The sequence below is a fragment of the Marinospirillum insulare DSM 21763 genome (genome assembly GCF_000686905.1).
Lineage (GTDB): Bacteria > Pseudomonadota > Gammaproteobacteria > Pseudomonadales > Halomonadaceae > Marinospirillum > Marinospirillum insulare.
Genome location: NZ_JMLW01000013.1, coordinates 1 through 17,102, shown reverse-complemented (window position 1 = coordinate 17,102; position 17,102 = coordinate 1). Strand labels below are relative to the sequence as shown.

At 42.9% G+C, this 17,102-nt stretch carries 16 protein-coding genes, 1 tRNA gene and 1 rRNA gene; 11 read left to right on the top strand and 7 right to left on the bottom strand.

Annotation, left to right across the window (positions count from 1 at the left end; genetic code table 11):
- Positions 1-204 precede the first annotated feature (204 nt).
- Positions 205-4,113: a phosphoribosylformylglycinamidine synthase gene (gene purL, locus BP27_RS0106695; RefSeq protein WP_027850892.1), complete on the top strand. Its 3,909-nt coding sequence runs from the start codon at positions 205-207 to the stop codon at positions 4,111-4,113.
- Positions 4,114-4,130: 17 nt separating this feature from the next.
- Positions 4,131-4,358, top strand: a complete 228-nt coding sequence (locus BP27_RS0106690) for a YheV family putative zinc ribbon protein (protein ID WP_027850891.1) — start codon at positions 4,131-4,133, stop codon at positions 4,356-4,358.
- A 101-nt stretch (positions 4,359-4,459) separates the two neighbouring features.
- Here BP27_RS0106690 and BP27_RS0106685 read toward each other — a convergent pair whose 3' ends face one another.
- The 3 genes from BP27_RS0106685 to rsmD all read right to left on the bottom strand — a co-directional run bounded on the left by BP27_RS0106685 (position 4,460) and on the right by rsmD (position 5,919).
- Positions 4,460-4,714, bottom strand: coding sequence for a YfhL family 4Fe-4S dicluster ferredoxin (locus BP27_RS0106685; RefSeq protein WP_027850890.1), 255 nt, complete (start codon positions 4,712-4,714; stop codon positions 4,460-4,462).
- A gap of 61 nt (positions 4,715-4,775) precedes the next feature.
- Positions 4,776-5,255, bottom strand: a complete 480-nt coding sequence (coaD, locus tag BP27_RS0106680; RefSeq protein WP_027850889.1) for a pantetheine-phosphate adenylyltransferase — start codon at positions 5,253-5,255, stop codon at positions 4,776-4,778.
- 76 nt (positions 5,256-5,331) lie between these two features.
- Entirely contained in the window at positions 5,332-5,919 is a 588-nt protein-coding gene (gene rsmD / locus BP27_RS0106675) for a 16S rRNA (guanine(966)-N(2))-methyltransferase RsmD (protein WP_027850888.1), read from the bottom strand.
- A 163-nt stretch (positions 5,920-6,082) separates the two neighbouring features.
- Between rsmD and ftsY the strand changes: the two genes are divergently transcribed.
- From ftsY to rpoH, 4 genes are all read left to right on the top strand, one after another.
- Complete coding sequence (gene ftsY / locus BP27_RS15500) at positions 6,083-7,183, top strand: signal recognition particle-docking protein FtsY (protein WP_036239631.1); 1,101 nt, start codon at positions 6,083-6,085, stop codon at positions 7,181-7,183.
- 24 nt (positions 7,184-7,207) lie between these two features.
- Positions 7,208-7,876, top strand: coding sequence for a cell division ATP-binding protein FtsE (gene ftsE / locus BP27_RS0106665; RefSeq protein WP_027850887.1), 669 nt, complete (start codon positions 7,208-7,210; stop codon positions 7,874-7,876).
- Positions 7,876-8,961 (top strand): permease-like cell division protein FtsX, encoded by a 1,086-nt coding sequence (gene ftsX / locus BP27_RS15495; protein ID WP_084324537.1) that lies wholly within the window; start codon positions 7,876-7,878, stop codon positions 8,959-8,961. Before ftsE ends, ftsX begins: the two co-directional genes overlap by 1 nt.
- A gap of 145 nt (positions 8,962-9,106) precedes the next feature.
- Positions 9,107-9,973 carry an RNA polymerase sigma factor RpoH gene (rpoH, locus tag BP27_RS0106655; protein WP_027850886.1) on the top strand — a complete coding sequence of 289 codons (867 nt, stop codon included), beginning with the start codon at positions 9,107-9,109 and terminating at the stop codon, positions 9,971-9,973.
- A gap of 20 nt (positions 9,974-9,993) precedes the next feature.
- On the opposite strand, the gene trxC is transcribed toward rpoH, so the two are convergent.
- Positions 9,994-10,428, bottom strand: coding sequence for a thioredoxin TrxC (trxC, locus tag BP27_RS0106650; RefSeq protein ID WP_027850885.1), 435 nt, complete (start codon positions 10,426-10,428; stop codon positions 9,994-9,996).
- Positions 10,429-10,653: 225 nt separating this feature from the next.
- On the opposite strand from trxC, the gene BP27_RS15490 reads away from it, so the two are divergent.
- Positions 10,654-11,160: a hemerythrin domain-containing protein gene (locus BP27_RS15490; protein ID WP_051610417.1), complete on the top strand. Its 507-nt coding sequence runs from the start codon at positions 10,654-10,656 to the stop codon at positions 11,158-11,160.
- Positions 11,157-12,293 (top strand): NnrS family protein, encoded by a 1,137-nt coding sequence (locus BP27_RS0106640; protein ID WP_027850884.1) that lies wholly within the window; start codon positions 11,157-11,159, stop codon positions 12,291-12,293. The genes BP27_RS15490 and BP27_RS0106640 overlap by 4 nt, the downstream gene beginning before the upstream one ends.
- Here BP27_RS0106640 and BP27_RS0106635 read toward each other — a convergent pair.
- Positions 12,290-14,170, bottom strand: coding sequence for a sensor domain-containing diguanylate cyclase (locus BP27_RS0106635; protein WP_027850883.1), 1,881 nt, complete (start codon positions 14,168-14,170; stop codon positions 12,290-12,292). The two genes, BP27_RS0106640 and BP27_RS0106635, sit on opposite strands and share 4 nt — an antisense overlap.
- Before the next feature lie 189 nt (positions 14,171-14,359).
- Here BP27_RS0106635 and BP27_RS0106630 point away from each other — a divergent pair.
- Together BP27_RS0106630 and yaaA are read left to right on the top strand one after the other, a co-directional pair.
- A tRNA-Leu gene (locus tag BP27_RS0106630) sits at positions 14,360-14,444 on the top strand.
- A gap of 77 nt (positions 14,445-14,521) precedes the next feature.
- Positions 14,522-15,295 (top strand): peroxide stress protein YaaA, encoded by a 774-nt coding sequence (gene yaaA / locus BP27_RS0106625; RefSeq protein ID WP_027850882.1) that lies wholly within the window; start codon positions 14,522-14,524, stop codon positions 15,293-15,295.
- Positions 15,296-15,340: 45 nt separating this feature from the next.
- Here yaaA and BP27_RS0106620 read toward each other — a convergent pair whose 3' ends face one another.
- On the bottom strand, positions 15,341-16,213 hold the full coding sequence (locus BP27_RS0106620) for a Tim44 domain-containing protein (protein WP_027850881.1): 873 nt from the start codon (positions 16,211-16,213) through the stop codon (positions 15,341-15,343).
- A 139-nt stretch (positions 16,214-16,352) separates the two neighbouring features.
- On the opposite strand from BP27_RS0106620, the gene BP27_RS0106615 reads away from it, so the two are divergent.
- Positions 16,353-16,898 (top strand): hydrolase, encoded by a 546-nt coding sequence (locus tag BP27_RS0106615; protein WP_027850880.1) that lies wholly within the window; start codon positions 16,353-16,355, stop codon positions 16,896-16,898.
- Between the two features lie 115 nt (positions 16,899-17,013).
- Here BP27_RS0106615 and rrf read toward each other — a convergent pair.
- Positions 17,014-17,102: ribosomal RNA gene (rrf, locus tag BP27_RS17575) — 5S ribosomal RNA — on the bottom strand; the annotation flags it as partial.

Here is a 17,102-nt window from a genome sequence, read left to right as displayed (position 1 = left end):
GTAATTGGAGTACAGATATGGTTGTGATTTTGTAATTTTAGCAAAGTTAGATCAAAAAAACCTCTACTTAGGTCTTATTTTCGTGACTCGCTGTTCATTTATTGTTCTTTCGTAGCCCTGAAAGCTTGTTTGCGCTATCATTCCCCACAATTAAACTTCCACCAATCTACTCCTTTATTCTTTCTGCTCTGACGAGGCTTGCTAATGCTCCAACTGCGCGGCGCTCCTGCTCTTTCAGCTTTTCGCTCAAAAAAACTCTTGAACCAACTTCAAGAAATATCCACTTCTATTACAAGCATTTATGCTGAGTTTCTGCACTTAGCTGAGGCTAGTTCTGGGCTAAATTCAGAACAAACTCAAGTGCTAGAAGCCCTTTTAAACTATGGCCCTAAAAACGAACAACACCAGCCTGAAGGCCAGCTTTATCTAGTGGTGCCTCGTTTAGGTACCCAATCTCCCTGGTCTTCTAAAGCAACTGATATAGCTCATAACTGCGGGTTAACTCAGATAGAGCGCTTAGAGCGAGGTGTAGCTTATTATTTACAAACCAGCCAAGCGCTAACAGACAAAGAGCAGGAAGCAGTCGTTAACCTGCTGCATGACCGAATGACCGAAACCCTGTTAAGCAGCTTAGACTCAGCTAGCCAGTTATTCCGCCATGAAGGCCCGCGTCCTTTAGCCAGCGTCGATATTTTAGGTGGTGGTCGCGAAGCCTTAGTAAAGGCCAATACCGACTTAGGCTTAGCACTGGCTAATGATGAAATTGATTATTTAGTTGAGAGCTTTACTGGGTTAGACCGTAACCCTAACGATGTAGAGCTAATGATGTTTGCCCAGGCTAACTCTGAGCATTGTCGTCATAAAATTTTTAATGCTGATTGGACCATTGATGGTGAAGATTCACCTCACTCACTGTTTGGCATGATTCGTAACACTCACAAGCTTTCACCTGAAGGGGTCTTATCTGCCTATAGCGATAACGCTTCAGTGATTGAAGGTTTCACTGCACCACGCTTCTTCCCTCAACCAGTTTCTCATAGCTGGAAACCAGTAGAAGAGCCTGTGCACATTTTAATGAAGGTCGAAACTCACAATCACCCTACTGCTATTTCACCTTTTGCTGGTGCAGCCACAGGTGCAGGCGGTGAGATTCGTGACGAAGGCGCAACCGGTATTGGCTCTAAACCCAAAGCGGGTTTAACCGGTTTTACCGTATCTAACCTGCGTATTCCAGGCTACACCCAGCCTTGGGAAGACAAAGACTACGGCAAGCCTGAGCGTATTGTTACTGCGCTAGATATTATGCTAGAAGGCCCTGTAGGTGGCGCTGCCTTTAATAACGAATTTGGCCGCCCTAACTTAACAGGCTATTTCCGTACTTATGAAGAAAACACTTTAGGCTTAAACGGTAATGAGCGCCGTGGTTATCATAAGCCCATTATGCTCGCTGGTGGCTTGGGCAACATTCGCCCTAACCATGTACAGAAAAGTGAAATTCCTGTTGGTGCCAAGCTAATAGTACTAGGCGGCCCTGCCATGAATATTGGTTTGGGTGGCGGTGCTGCTTCGTCTATGGCAACAGGTTCTTCTAGTGCTGATTTAGACTTTGCTTCAGTACAAAGGGATAACGCAGAAATAGAGCGTCGCGCCCAAGAAGTGATTGATCGCTGCTGGGGCATGGGTGACGACAACCCTATTTGCTTTATTCACGACGTAGGCGCTGGTGGACTTTCTAACGCTTTACCTGAATTAGTTAAAGATGGTGAGCGGGGCGGCTTGTTCGACTTGCGTGCCGTGCCTAATGCTGAGCCAGGCATGAGCCCGCTAGAAATTTGGTGTAACGAAGCGCAAGAGCGTTACGTTCTAGCTATAGCGCCAGCTAGCCTAGAACTATTCGATAAGTTATGTAAACGTGAGCGCGCACCCTATGCGGTAGTGGGTGAAGCTTTAGCCGAACACCACTTAACCGTGACTGATGGGCACTTTGAAACCAAGCCGGTCGACCTACCCATGAGTGTATTGTTTGGTAAGCCGCCAAAAATGCAACGCAGTTTTGAACGCCAAGCTTTACAGTTACCCGAGCTAAGTCTTGATGGTGTTTCTATTCAAGATGCCGCCGAACGTGTACTTAGTCTACCCACAGTTGCTAGTAAACAGTTTTTAATCACCATAGGTGACCGTAGTGTTTCTGGCCTAGTCGCCCGTGATCAAATGGTTGGACCTTGGCAAGTACCCGTAGCTGATTGTGCTGTGACTACCGCAACGCCTTTCACTGAAGTGGGTGAAGCCATGGCGATGGGTGAACGCACGCCTCTGGCACTGATAAATCCAGCAGCCTCAGGTCGTATGGCAGTAGCTGAATCCATTACCAACCTTGCAGCAGCTAGCATCAACCAGCTGAGCGATATTAAATTATCGGCTAACTGGATGTCAGCAGCTAATCATCCGGGCGAAAACCAAGCCCTCTATGATACGGTTTATGCAGTAGGTATGGAGCTTTGCCCCCAACTAGGTATCGCCATTCCAGTCGGTAAAGACTCCATGTCGATGCGTACCGTTTGGGAAGATGAGCAGGGGCAAGAAAAATCCATTACTTCACCCTTGTCTTTAGTGGTGACTGCTTTTGCACCCGTGACAGCCGCTAGAAAAACCCTAACGCCTCAGTTGCGTACCGATAAAGGTGAAACGGATTTACTGCTGATCGACCTAGGTCGTGGGCAAAATCGTTTGGGTGGCTCTGCCTTAGCACAGGTTTATAACCAGCTAGGTAGTGTTGCGCCTGACTTAGATGATCCAGAAGATTTAAAAGCTTTCTTTGCGGTGATTCAAGGCTTGAACAGCGAAGACAAACTGCTGGCTTACCATGACCGCTCTGACGGTGGCTTGCTTGCAACCCTTGCTGAAATGGCCTTTGCTGGGCACCTAGGCTTAGACATTAAACTAGAAATGCTAGCTGAAAATACCCAAGAAGCTTTAGCTGCCTTGTTTTGTGAAGAGCTAGGTGCAGTGATTCAAGTGCGCCAAGCAGACACAGAGTTTGTACTTATGCAGTTGGCTGCTGCTGGCTTGGGTGACTGCACTCAGGTTATTGGTCGCCCAGAAGCCGATGACCTGCTTAGTTTCTCTTTAGATGGCGAGTTAGTCTTGCAAGCTAGCCGCGTTGATTACCTGCGTCGCTGGTCAGAAACCAGTTTCCGTATGCAAGCCTTGCGTGACAATGCCGATTGCGCTCAAGAAGAATTTGACCACCTTTTAGATACTAAAAACCCAGGTATTAGCCCTAAAGTCAGCTTTGATTTAAATGAGGACCTAGCAGCACCTTATTTAAAACTAACCCAGCGACCACAAGTAGCTATTCTGCGTGAACAGGGTGTAAATAGTCACATGGAAACTGCAGCTGCTTTCTACCGCGCAGGTTTTGATCCTGTTGACTTGCACATGAGCGACCTGCTCAGTGGCGTAGTCAACCTAGAGAAATTCCGTGGTTTAGCCACCTGTGGCGGCTTCTCTTACGGTGATGTTTTAGGTGCAGGTGGCGGTTGGGCTAAGTCGGTACTTTTCCATGCACAAACGCGTGATGCTTTTGCGGCCTTCTTTGAGCGTGAAGACACCTTTACCCTAGGTATTTGTAATGGTTGTCAAATGCTATCGCAGCTTAAAGATTTAATCCCTGGTGCTGACCACTGGCCTCGCTTTGTACGCAACCTAAGCGAACAATTTGAAGCCCGTGTTGCAACGGTAGAAATTCAAAAATCTAAATCAATTCTGCTAGCAGGTATGGAAGGCTCACGCCTGCCTATTGCTGTTTCACATGGCGAAGGTCGTGCTGAGTTTAGAGATGCTGATCACCTTAAATTAACTGAACAAAGCAGCAATATTGCACTACGCTATGTAGATAACTACGGTGCAACAACGCAAAGTTATCCATTTAACCCTAATGGCTCTCCTGCTGGGATTACTGGTTTAACCAGTGCTGATGGGCGTGCAACGATTATGATGCCTCACCCAGAGCGTGTTGCCCGCAGCATCAACAACTCTTGGTATCCAGACAGCTGGGGCGAGCAAGGTCCTTGGCAGCGTTTGTTTGCCAATGCCAGAAAATGGGTAGACTAAAAAGTAGGTGAACGAAGATGACTGAACCAGTTAAACGTTTTATTGCCGGGGCTTTGTGCCCCCGCTGCAACACTATGGACGTACTTAAGTCTTGGCAGGCAGACGGTTTTCAACACCGTGAATGTGTAAATTGTGACTTCGTGGATGCAATTAGCTTAGAAATGCCTGAGGAATTACCAACCAGAGTTAACCAAACCGAGGTTGATCCTAAAGATGAAATTCAAGTGGTTAAGTTTACACCCTAGCTTAAGCTAATAATTTTAGCAGGGCTAGGTAACAAAAAAGGTGGCTAACTTTAAGTTTGCCACCTTTTTTATAGTTTAATGCTTAACAGTAAAATAAATGATTAGCCTAAAGCTGCGGTAATAGTTTCATACTTCTCCATTAGCTCGTCTTGGCTTTCAACATGGTTAGGGTCTTTAGGAATACATTCCACTGGACAAACATCGACACACTGGGGTTCGTCATAGTGACCTACGCATTCAGTACACAGGTTAGGATCTATTTCGTAGATTTCATCACCCTGAGTAATGGCACCGTTAGGGCATTCCGGTTCACAGACATCGCAGTTGATGCATTCATCGGTAATGTACAAAGCCATAATATAAACCTCATTGGTTAATTAGCGGGTGGGCTTGTAGAAGCCTCTTGCTTATTTACGCTTAGCTGGCGTAGTGGTTTTTTAGTGCCTTCTCTACACAGGGATGCACTAATTTACTAACATCACCACCTAAACTGGCAACCTCTCTTACTAGAGTAGAGGCAATAAAAGAAAGCCGCTCTGAAGGTGGTAAAAAGATACTTTCTAAATTGGGTGACATGGCTTTGTTCAATTGCGCTAACTGCAATTCATACTCAAAATCTGCTACGCCACGTACACCACGCAAAATAATAGTGGATTCTTGTTGCTGCATTAGCTCGGTTAATAAACAGCTAAAACCTACAACTTTGATTTTAGGGTTATTAGCCATCACCTGTTCAATTAAACTGATGCGTGTTGCTAGATCAAACAGTGGTTTTTTACCTGGACTAGCAGCAACAGCAACAACGACTCGGTCAAATAAGCGGCTAGCTCTTTCAATTAAATCACTGTGCCCTAGGGTAACTGGGTCAAAAGTACCAGGGTAAACCACTGTTTTCATGTCAACCTCTTGTTGGCAGCTAGCCTTTGAAAAAGCGCATCTTACCCAAAAGTGCTAAGCGGCTCAAATAACCTTTTTATCGGGTGTACAAACTAAAGTGCACATCGCTCACTTGCTTATCTTTTTGTAAGCGCCAGTTAGCAGGTAAATGAATTAACCCTGCTTGATGCTTAGCCTGCTCTACATAAATTAAAGCGCCTTCTGCTAACCAACCCTTGGCTTCTAAAAGATGACAGACAGGTTCTAATAAAGGTAATCCATAAGGTGGGTCTAAAAAAATAATTTCAAAAGGTTGTGCAGGCTGCTGCTCTAACCAGTTTAATGCATCTGCATTCACTAAGGTTAAGCGCTCTCCAGCTAAGGGCAATAATAACCCACCTAATTGCTTGGTTACTTTAATATCTCTTTCTATTGCTGTCACCTGTTTAGCGCCGCGACTTAATGCCTCAACTGCTAAAGCACCACTTCCTGCAAAAGCGTCTAAGCAGGTTTTACCTGGGATAGAAAACTGTAACCAGTTAAATAGAGTTTCACGAACTCTATCAGGTGTAGGCCTTAAACCTTCTGCTTCGACAACAGGTAGCTTGCGTCCACGCCATTCACCACCTATCACTCTGACTTGACCTAAAGCAGCTTGTTTTATTTTTTTATGTGGCTTACGCATTTTTAACCTAACTTTTTTAATGGTGAACCTTTGAACTGGTTGGCAGCTAGCCAATGACCTACTAAACTCCCTACCTTATAACTTGGGTAGGTGTGGTAGGATAACTGATTAAATACTCGATTAAGACACCTTTTATTAAGATACCACTTAAGATACCGCCGCCATGCTTGGATTATTTAAACGTAATAAAAAACAACCAGAAGCAACGCCAGATGCTTTGCCTACAGACTTAGATGCTGAAATCTCAGAAGAAACATCAGCAGAAGAAGTTCACGCCAACAAAGAGTCGGCAATTGACTCTGAACCTGCGGATACTGCTAGTGAGCAAATAGCTGACAAAAAGCCAGGACTGTTTTCACGCCTTAAACAAGGTCTTGCACGTACCGGTGGGGGCTTAGCTGATCTTTTCTTGGGCGCTCGAAAAATTGATGATGAGCTAGTAGAAGAGCTAGAAACTCGGCTTTTAATGGCTGACGTAGGTATGACTGCAACACAAGAAATTATTGCCAGCCTAACAGATAAAATTGATCGCAAGCAGCTTAAAGACTCAGATGCACTGTTTGCAGCACTTAAAGACGAGCTAAAAAGATTACTAGAGCCTGTCAGCCAGCCTTTGGTTTTAGAGGATAAACCTGCCAAGCCCCAAGTTATTTTAATGATTGGTGTTAACGGTGTAGGTAAAACAACCACTATTGGTAAACTAGCTAAGCGCTATCAAGCCGAAGGGCGCAAAGTATTGCTTGCTGCGGGTGACACTTTCCGTGCTGCTGCTGTTGAACAGTTACAAGTCTGGGGCGAGCGTAACTCCGTACCTGTTATTGCACAACATACTGGAGCAGATAGCGCTAGCGTGGTGTTCGATGCTTTACAGGCTGCTCAATCTCGCCAAGTAGACCTTCTTATTGCTGATACCGCTGGTCGCCTCCACAACAAAAGTAACTTAATGGACGAGCTAGCTAAAGTACGTCGGGTTTTACAAAAACTCGACTCAGACGCACCCCATGAAGTTTTATTGGTGCTAGATGCTGCGACAGGTCAAAATGCTTTAGCTCAAGCGCGTGAATTTAATAAATCCGTACCCATTACTGGCTTAGTTTTAACCAAGCTAGACGGTACTGCCAAGGGCGGTATTGTTTTTGCCTTAGCACGTGAGTTAGGTATTCCTGTTAGGTTTATTGGTGTTGGTGAACAAGCGGACGACCTACGCGATTTTGACTCAGACAGCTTTGTTGACGCTCTCTTAGCTACAGCTACTAACGAATAATAGATAAGGCCAACGGGAGGGCCGATGATTCAATTTCATAATGTTTTCAAACGCTACGAAAGCGGCCATGAAGCACTACAAAATGTGAGTTTCAACCTTAAAGAAGGTGAAATGGCTTTTTTAACCGGCCACTCAGGGGCAGGTAAAAGTACCCTATTGAAACTCATTATGCGTATGGAGGTTGCTACTCGTGGGCAGGTTAACATTGATGGCATTAACCTTAACCAACTTGCCCGCCGCCATGTGCCTTTTTTACGCAGAAAAATAGGAGTGGTTTTTCAAGACCACCAGCTCCTCTATGATCGTAGTGTTTATGAAAATGTAGCCTTGCCTTTGGTCATTGAAGGCATGGAGCCACAAGATATCGGTCGGCGCGTACGTGCAGCTCTAGATAAAGTTGGTTTACTCTCAAAAGAAAAGCTAACCCCCATTATGCTCTCTGGTGGTGAACAGCAAAGGATTGGGATAGCTCGTGCAGTAGTTAATAAACCCCCTATTTTGCTTGCTGATGAGCCTACGGGTAACCTTGACCCCCAGCTTTCTTCAGAAATTATGCAGCTCTTTCGTCAATTTAATGCAGTAGGCGTCACTGTATTAATTGCTTCGCACGATTTAGACCTGATATCGCGTATGGGCTTACGCATGATGGAGCTTAGCCAAGGCGGCTTGACTAGAAGCGGAGTGCCAGCCTAATGAGTAAACGTCCTATACGGCCTAGCGGTGCTACTTTTCCTAATCCTACTCAGCGTGACACTGCTCACAAAGGTTCAGTAAAAAAACCACCTAACCGCCTACGCTCTAAACCTGATTCGCGTGGAAAAAGTAACCTTAGTGGAGCAAGGTTAAGCAAAGTAAATAAGGCAGCTCGCTTTAAGGCCTGGCGCCGTCATCACTTAGCTATGGCTATAGATAGCCTAGCTCGTCTGCTTGCAGCACCCTTTGGTAGCCTTATGACTTGGGCTGTTATTGCCATCGCTTTATCTTTACCTGTTGGCTTGTATGTCTTTCTAAATAATGCTCAATTGGTTTCTAGTAACTGGGATGGCAGTGCACAGATTTCGCTTTATTTGAATGAGCAGGTTCAAGATGTTGGTGGGCGTAATTTAACTCAAAAACTGCAAATGGATAGCGCCATAGCTGAAACTCGCTATTTATCTCGAGAGCAAACTCTAGCTGAATTTAAAGAGTTTTCTGGTTTTGGTGAGGCCTTAGATTACCTAGACGAAAACCCTCTGCCACCCGTGATCATAGTTAGGCCTGCTGTGTCTGGCATTGAAAGCCAGCAAGCCTTAGTTGATCGTTTACAAGCCTTACCTGAAGTAGAAGAGGCGCAGCTAGACCTAGCTTGGGTTAAACGCCTTTACCATATAATGGAGCTAGGCCAGCGCACCATTAGTGCTTTAGGCTTCTTACTTGGCTTAGCTGTTTTATTAGTGGTAGGTAACACCATTCGCTTAGCAATAGAAAATCGCCGCCAAGAAATTGTTGTAGTAAAACTAATAGGCGCTACCAATGCCTTTGTTAGACGGCCTTTTCTTTATACTGGTATTTGGTATGGGCTAGGTGGTGGAATTTTGGCTTGGCTGTTAATTAATATTTCACTCTACTGGTTAGATGCACCTGTTCGCTCTTTAGCAAGTGCCTATGCCAGTGATTTTAGCTTAATTGGTTTAAGTTTACGCGACTCGCTCCTTCTCTTGGTTTCTAGTACACTCTTGGGCTGGCTAGGTGCTTGGATAGCCGTTGGTCGACATTTGGGCAAGGTTGAACCTAATTAAAACTTCAAATAAAATCCGCTGACTCTAATTTTTTTGTAGGAACTTATTAGCTAAGCTGAGTGTCTTAAATAAGTATAAGCTAATAAATTATTTTACTAATTTTCAAGTTTTCTCTGCCTTTTTATATTATTTTTCGGAGAACTAAATGAGCAATCAGTTACAGGTGGCAGGAATTTTATCACCCGGCCGCGACCTTAGCGCTTATATCCAAACAGTTAACACCATCCCGCTTCTGAGCGTAGAAGAAGAACAGAGCTTAGGTTACCGTCTACAAGATGAAGGTGATTTAGACGCTGCACGTACTTTGGTTATGTCTCATCTACGTTTTGTAGTGCACATTGCACGCAGCTATCAAGGCTACGGCTTACCACAAGCCGATTTAATTCAAGAAGGTAATGTTGGCTTAATGAAAGCAGTGAAGCGCTTTGATGCCAGCATGGGTGTGCGCTTGGTATCTTTTGCTGTGCACTGGATTAAAGCTGAAATTCATGAGTTTGTACTACGCAACTGGCGCATTGTTAAAGTAGCCACTACTAAAGCTCAGCGTAAGCTGTTTTTTAACCTGCGCGGTGCTAAAAAAGATTTTGGCTGGCTCAATGTTAATGAACTCAAAGCTATAGCTAACGACTTGAATGTTAAACCAGAAACGGTGCGCGAAATGGAAGGCCGACTTGCTTCCATAGATTCAGCCTTCGACGGTTACACCGATGACGATGATGATAGCTATAGCCCTGCACCAGCAAACTACTTAATGGATTCGCGCTATGATCCTGCAAGCCTAGTAGAAGACGAAAACACTGAAAATGATGCCAATACTCAGTTGCAAAATGCACTGGCACAGTTAGATGAGCGGAGTCGCGATATTCTGCAGCAGCGCTGGTTAAGTGATAACAAGTCCACCCTCCATGAACTAGCTGCTATTTATGGTATTTCTGCTGAGCGTATTCGCCAGCTAGAAAAAAATGCCATGAATAAAATTCGTACCAGCCTAGAGGGTGAACTTATTGCTTAAGCCTAGTTTTTAATTTTGGCTTACTGCTGACTTGTTAACCATTGCTGTAACTGGCCCGCCTGCATAACACCTGCTTGGCGGGCTTTTTCTTTGCCTTTCTCAAACACTAGTAAGCTAGGTATGCTGCGAATAGCAAAGCGTGCAGCTAATTGCTGATTTGCTTCTGTGTCTATTTTAACAAAGCGCCAGTTAGCAGCTTCTTTTGCTGCAACCTCTGCAAAGATAGGCGTCATCATTTTACAAGGCCCACACCAGCCAGCCCAAAAGTCTATAACAACGGGTAGCTCACTAGCTTCAACTAAGGCAGCAAAGTTTTGCTCATTCACTTCTAATGGCTTCCCAGTTAATAATGGCTCTTTACACTTACCACACTTAGGGCTATCAACTAGGCGAGCTTGCGGGATGCGGTTCATCACCTGGCAGTGGGGGCAATTTAGGTGTACTAAATCAGACATACTTAACTCCTGAATTATTTATATAAGCATTTTCTTATAATGGAGCCTTACCACTTCTAAAACAATAGCAAGGTTTTAATAACCTTCAGGGTAAATAAAACCCTCTGTACCAGGGTTTATTCTACCCTGCGCATCCAAGACAACTAGCTTCTATCAGGCTAAAGCTATTGGCATAGAAATTGATACCTACCAGTTAGAGTTATCTCACCTAGACTGGAAACCACTATGCAAAAACTTAATACGCAAGACTGGAAGCAAAATACAAGCAATCAGCTGATTGATCATCTTTTAAGCAATTTCCACGAGCGCCATCGCAGCCATTTACCACGCATTATTGAATTAGCACGTAAGATAGAGGCAGTTCATGCCGATCATACTGATTGCCCAATTGGACTTACACAACTACTGCAAACTATGCAACAGGAACTAGAAAGCCATATGATGAAGGAAGAGCAGGTTCTCTTTCCTATGCTACGTCAACTTCGCTTTAATCAGGCAAGTATGCCTATTAAGGTGATGATGATGGAGCATGAAGAGCACCAGCAAGCTTTAGAGCAATTAAACCTACTAACAAGCAATCTAGTGCTACCTAAGGATGCTTGCGGAACTTGGCAAAAACTTTACCTTGAATTAGCTCTATTTATTGGTGAGTTAAACCAGCACATTGAAATTGAAAACACCGTACTATTTGCAGGTAAAACGGTGGATGCCAATATAGGACAAATTAGATGACACTTTTCTCACTGGGTTTTCGCCCTTTTTTTCTATTAGCAGGTGTTGGCGGCTTTAGCATGATGTTTTTGTGGATAGTTACGCTATCCATAGGACATAGCTGGCCGGGTGTAAGCAATATTATTGCTTGGCATAGACACGAAATGCTATTTGGCTACACGGGTGCGGTGATTGCAGGTTTTTTGCTAACGGCAGTCAGAAACTGGACAGGAAAAATGACACCCGACGGCAAGCCTTTAGCAGCGCTTGCTATTATTTGGGTTGCAGCAAGGCTTGTTCCTCTAGTTAGTGCACAACAACTTATTTATGTGGCTGTAGACCTGCTATTTTGGATAGGTTTGTTCATTAGCCTATGGCATGCACTCATTAATGCTGCAGTACGCAATCGTATTTTTTTAGTGCTAGTAGGGCTTTTGGGTACTGCTGCCGCACTAAGCCACTGGTCAATTTTAGAGCCTAGCAATCAACACCTAAGCTATGTAGGTGCCTACCTAGGTTTAGATATAATTCTTATTATTATGCTGGTAATGGGTGGAAGGGTAATCCCTTTCTTTATTCAGCGCGGCTTACAAAAACCTGATCAAGCTAGACTTCCTTGGCTAGAAAAAGGCCTGCCACCTTTACTGTTTATTATGCTGGCTATAAATCTGTTTTTAGCCAATAGCATTTGGGCAGTAGTTATTAACTTAGTTTTAGGATGCTGGTTACTACCTAATCTTTGGCGTTGGCATGATAAGGGTATTTGGAACAACTCTTTGTTATGGAGCCTGTATTTAGCCTATGCCTGGCTGGTATTAGGCTTATTTCTACGTGCTTTTGGGTTACTGGGCTGGGTGAGCCCTTACCTAGGTGTTCATTCACTAACAGTAGGCGGTATAGGCTTGCTAACACTAAGCATGATGAGCCGAGTAGCACTTGGTCATACAGGTAGAAAGTTAGAACCAGCCAAACTAACAGTTCTAGCTTTAGTATTAATGTTATTGGCTAGTATTGTTAGAGTCTTTTTTGCTAGCTGGCTGGGTATGCTGGCTTACGAAATTTCTGCTGGGTTATGGATGTTAGCCTTACTGCTTTTTGTGTTTGTTTACACACCTTTGCTTATAAAGCCAAGACCTGATGGCAGACCAGGCTAACCATCTTCAGCACTAGAAAAATAGCGGTGAGTGTTTCTTCCAGCATCTTTAGCACGGTACATAGCAATGTCAGCATTCTTAATTAGCTCATCTGCTGTGTGCCCGTCTTTTGGATAAATTGCAATGCCAACTGACACGCCTATTTGAATTTGGTTTCCTTCTAGCTCAAAGGGCTGAACTAGGGAGTGAATAATTTTTTTAGCAACCGCGCCAGATGCTTCCGTATTAGCTGAATGATCTAGAATAGCTAAGAATTCATCACCACCTAATCTTCCTAGGGTATCCTGCTCCCTTAGCTTGCCCTTAAGCCTTTGTGCAACTGCTTTAAGTAGCAGATCACCCACAGGATGACCTAAGGTATCATTAACTTCTTTAAAGTGATCAAGGTCCATAAACAAAATTGCTAAACCCTGATTATTAATTCTAGCCTTCTCAACTGCTTTTTTAATACGCCGATTAATGAGTGTTCGGTTGGGTAAGTCTGTTAGTTGATCATAGTGGGCTAAATAGTTAACACGTTCTTCTTGCGCTTTACTTTCAGAAATATCATTAAAAATATGTATGTAGTTAATAACCTGACCCTGGTCATCTAACAAGGTGCTGATACTTTGCAGAACTGGTAACTGCTCACCATCCTTACATTGGTACCAAATCTCACCCTGCCAACTTTCTTTTACTTCAAGTGACTGCTTAATTTTTAAATACAGCTTCTCAATTGCTTTCTTTTGATAGAAAAAGCTTTGTAAATCCTTATCTAAAGCCTCATCTGATTGAAAGCCAGTTATTTGACTGAAGGCTGAGTTGACCTTAATTAGCCTCATGTCAGCATCTGTAACTGCTATTGCTTCACGCGTGCCTTCAAACACACTAGCCACTAAACGCAGTTCCTCCGTTGACTTCTCTAACTCTTTTGCTTGGTAAGCTAAGCGCTGCGTGAGCGGGTGCAAACCCCTGCTTATTGCGTAAATAACGACAAGCAACATAGAGACAATTGCTAACAAGGGCCAAATGAGCTGTGCTTGAATAGGAAGATAAAAACTCTGGGTAGGAATTTCTGCAACTAAGGACCAGTTAGTGTTTTTTAAAGGCACCAAAAAGAAAATGTTAGTGCACTTGCCTGTAGGCTTGATAGTAATTTGATCGCAACTGACTGCTTTATTTAAGTGAGCAACTTTTAAGGGACTCCGAAGCTGCTTGAACTCCAGCCTTTCAGAAGATTCATCATAGTCTAAGCGAGTTTTTGTGGTTAAATTAACCAGATAAACCTTAGCTTCTATATTTATATCGCGCTTATCAGTTAAAGTTTCTTTTAGTTTGTTTTGACTGAAATAGAGCAAATCTTGCCCAATCACCTTGCCTGATTTAGAGTAAATATTTGCTTTTACACCTATGACTGGCTCTTGCTCCACGACAATTAATGAACTATCTGATCCTCCAGCTGGTTCAGCTAAATAGCTAGCTAACTCTTTGCCAGTCAGGGTTTTTCCCAAATTAACTAAAATTTCGTCTTCTACACCTAAGCGAGTTAAGCCTAACAGTTCGTCAGACAAACGCATTGCATCTTTTAATCTTGGTGCAGAGTAAGCGGTTAAAGCTTCACGAGACATTTCACCAGCAACGTATTTTTCTAAGCGTAAGCGAATTTCGCTTCGACTAGTAAACTGTATAGCTACATCCTGGTATTTCTCAAAAAGATTATTAACTAAGCTTGCCTGACGCTGAACATTAGATAGCGTTATCTGCTCAAGGCTGTTACGCGCAGAGTAGTAAAAAGGAATGATGGTACTTAGGCTGGCAACTAAGCTAGTCGTTAAAACTCCTAATAAAGCTATCAATAATATCCGTTTGCGTATTAGGGCTATTTTTGTAAAATCCATGACGTCTCTTGGCTGTTAGCCATATATTAGTTTTCTATTTTTTTATTCTAATGCATTAGAGGTGGTTAGTAACCCACTATAACTTGCGAACTTTAAGTTGAGTAAGTGTTGACGGCAAGAATAACAGGTTTATAATGCCTCACTTGCTTGAAGCATGGGAAAGAAAACTTCTCTTAGCCTTGCAAATTTGCCGGTGTGGTGGAATTGGTATACACGACGGATTCAAAATCCGTTGCCGAAAGGCTTAGCGGTTCGAGTCCGCTCACCGGTACCATTTAATTTTTGTATGTGTAAGCACACCCTTCAATTGCTATACTTAACTGAGTTCCTCCTTTAAACCTTGGAGTAGTTATGCTCAGTTTATTGTCTCCTGCCAAATCTTTAGAATTTGAAACGCCTGCTACCAGCCAAGTTTACTCTCAACCCATTTTCCAGAAAGAATCGTTAGAGTTGGTTGAGCAATTGCGAGAACTTGCTCCTCAAGATATTTGTCAGTTAATGAAAGTTAGTGACAAGTTAGGTAGCTTAAATGCTGCTCGTTTTCAAGAATGGCACTTGCCTTTTACCAAAGAAAACTCCAAAGCTGCAGCTTTAGCTTTTACGGGTGACGTATATACTGGATTAGATGCAAAGACTTTAGATGATGCTTCACTTGAATTCGCACAAAGTCACTTAGGTATTTTCTCAGGGCTTTACGGTTTACTTAAGCCTATGGATTTAATCCAGCCCTACCGTTTAGAAATGGGTACTAAGTTTGTTAATAAGCGTGGCAAAGACTTATATAGCTTCTGGCAGCCAATGCTAACAGTTGAGATCAACAAGCGTTTAGAAGAACAAGAGACTCCTGTGCTTATTAATCTAGCATCTCAAGAGTATTTTAAATCAATCAATTTAAAAGAACTCAAGAAACCAGTGATTACACCAGTTTTTAAGGATTGGAAAAATGGTCAGTATAAGATAATCAGTTTTTATGCAAAAAAAGCTAGGGGATTAATGGCTAGATTTATACTTGAGAATAAAATTGATCAACCAGATGGCTTGAAGAAATTTGATTTAGACGGTTATAGCTTTAATCAAACACTTACAGAAGAAAATAGCTGGGTGTTCACTCGCAAAGAGACCTAAGCAAGCAACAAAAAAGGCACCTAACAAGTGCCTTAATCTTTACTACTAGCTTTCAACCTGCTCTATACCCTGTATCAACCAAGGAGCATTATCTAGATTCATATCCCTAATCAAATGCCAGATCTCACAAAAGTTAGAGTCAGTAGGTTCACCTTCGTTAATAACGCCGTGAAACATAATAGCAAGCTCTACAATTCCTGATGATAACTGCTGAATATTGGTCATCTCTACAGCAAGCTTATGCACCTTTGTTTCTATATGATCAGTTTGTGCTGCACGTTCCTCTTGTAAGAACTTATAAAGCTGAGGTGTGACATACTCTTTAATCGTTGTTAAATCATTCGCATCCCAAGCTTTTTGTATCGCTATAAAATGATTTTTGGCACCGTCTAGAAAAGTTTTTTCATCAAACCAATCAGGCGCTCCATAAGTAATGTCTGCAGAATCTTGATCGAAGTTAGTTCCACTTGCAGAAGCTGATGAACTGGTGGGAGTTAAGTTAGGAATATCTTGAGTGCTAGTTGAACGATGGTTACCCATAACTGGCTGAGGTTCTGGTTGAGTTAGCGTACGGCGACTACGCATGAACATAGCAACCCCACCAATCACTAGCATAATTAGAATAATATCGAATAGCTGAATACCTTCGAATGCCCCCCCCATAAATAGAGCAGCTAATAACCCACCAGCAGCCAACCCCATAAACATACCACCCATACCACCAGGCCTTGCATTAGCAACGGTCGATTTAGGCTGAGCAGCAGGTCTAGAAGCTTGACTCGGAGCTTTAGGTGAGGTCATTTGCCTTGAAAAAGTACCTTTAGAACCACCCCCTCCAAAACGACGGGCATCAGCTTCACCTGTAGTTAGAACCAATAAAAAAACAAAGCTTGTAAAAAAAACGGCTAGTCGGGTCACTTAATAACTCCCAAGATGAATAATTGTTAGATAGCTAGATACATAAATATGGATCAGGTAAGGTAAGAAGACACCTATGAGGCAACTTACCGCATTAGACTCAAGTCTAACAATAATACATTAAGAGAGGCATTTTATCATGCTACTTAACGCTTCAAATAGTCTTTTACTGGTCATAGACATCCAAAGCAGATTAGCTCCTTCAATAGATAAGGGCTCATCCGTTATCAACAACAGTTGTTGGCTAATCGAAGTTGCAAAAGAACTAAATATTCCAGTTAGAGCAACTGAACAGTACCCACAAGGTATAGGTGAAAGTGTTCCACCTATTAAAGACAGGCTTAAGACTGAAGAAATATTACAGAAAATGCATTTTAGTGCTCTAAAAGAAGACAAAATTAAAGAGCACCTAGCCAACTTAAACCGTAAACAAATTGTCATGGTGGGAACAGAAGCCCATGTTTGCGTCTTTCAAACTGCAGCCGATCTACTAGCTAACGGCTACCAAGTTTACCTTGTTGAAGAGGCTGTAGGCTCAAGAAAGACTAAAGATAAAGAGCTTGCACTTGAGCGGCTAAAGCAAATGGGTGCTCAAATAATTTGTAGAGAAATGGCTGCTTTTGAATGGTTAGAGAAATCTGGTACAGATACCTTCCGTAAAGTTGTTAAGGACTGGATTAAGTAGTAAGTCAAAGCATGACTATAATAAACAATTAAGAGGCTCATTATTTTGAGCCTTTTATATTAATTAAGACATAAAAAAACCCCCAGCTTTATGGGCTGAGGGTTTAGTAATAAATGCCTGACGATGACCTACTTTCACATGGGGAGACCCCACACTATCATCGGCGCTGAGCGGTTTCACTTCTGAGTTCGGCAAGGTATCAGG

Bases quoted from the DNA above. Each gene is read 5' to 3' on its own strand.
- ftsE (WP_027850887.1), top strand. From the start codon at position 7,208: ATGATTCAATTTCATAATGTTTTCAAACGCTACGAAAGCGGCCATGAA.
- BP27_RS0106640 (WP_027850884.1), top strand. From the start codon at position 11,157: ATGACACTTTTCTCACTGGGTTTTCGCCCTTTTTTTCTATTAGCAGGT.
- trxC (WP_027850885.1), bottom strand. From the start codon at position 10,428: ATGTCTGATTTAGTACACCTAAATTGCCCCCACTGCCAGGTGATGAAC.
- BP27_RS0106615 (WP_027850880.1), top strand. From the start codon at position 16,353: ATGCTACTTAACGCTTCAAATAGTCTTTTACTGGTCATAGACATCCAA.
- yaaA (WP_027850882.1), top strand. From the start codon at position 14,522: ATGCTCAGTTTATTGTCTCCTGCCAAATCTTTAGAATTTGAAACGCCT.
- rsmD (WP_027850888.1), bottom strand. From the start codon at position 5,919: ATGCGTAAGCCACATAAAAAAATAAAACAAGCTGCTTTAGGTCAAGTC.
- coaD (WP_027850889.1), bottom strand. From the start codon at position 5,255: ATGAAAACAGTGGTTTACCCTGGTACTTTTGACCCAGTTACCCTAGGG.
- rpoH (WP_027850886.1), top strand. From the start codon at position 9,107: ATGAGCAATCAGTTACAGGTGGCAGGAATTTTATCACCCGGCCGCGAC.
- purL (WP_027850892.1), top strand. From the start codon at position 205: ATGCTCCAACTGCGCGGCGCTCCTGCTCTTTCAGCTTTTCGCTCAAAA.
- BP27_RS15490 (WP_051610417.1), top strand. From the start codon at position 10,654: ATGCAAAAACTTAATACGCAAGACTGGAAGCAAAATACAAGCAATCAG.
- ftsX (WP_084324537.1), top strand. From the start codon at position 7,876: ATGAGTAAACGTCCTATACGGCCTAGCGGTGCTACTTTTCCTAATCCT.
- BP27_RS0106690 (WP_027850891.1), top strand. From the start codon at position 4,131: ATGACTGAACCAGTTAAACGTTTTATTGCCGGGGCTTTGTGCCCCCGC.
- ftsY (WP_036239631.1), top strand. From the start codon at position 6,083: ATGCTTGGATTATTTAAACGTAATAAAAAACAACCAGAAGCAACGCCA.
- BP27_RS0106635 (WP_027850883.1), bottom strand. From the start codon at position 14,170: ATGGATTTTACAAAAATAGCCCTAATACGCAAACGGATATTATTGATA.
- BP27_RS0106685 (WP_027850890.1), bottom strand. From the start codon at position 4,714: ATGGCTTTGTACATTACCGATGAATGCATCAACTGCGATGTCTGTGAA.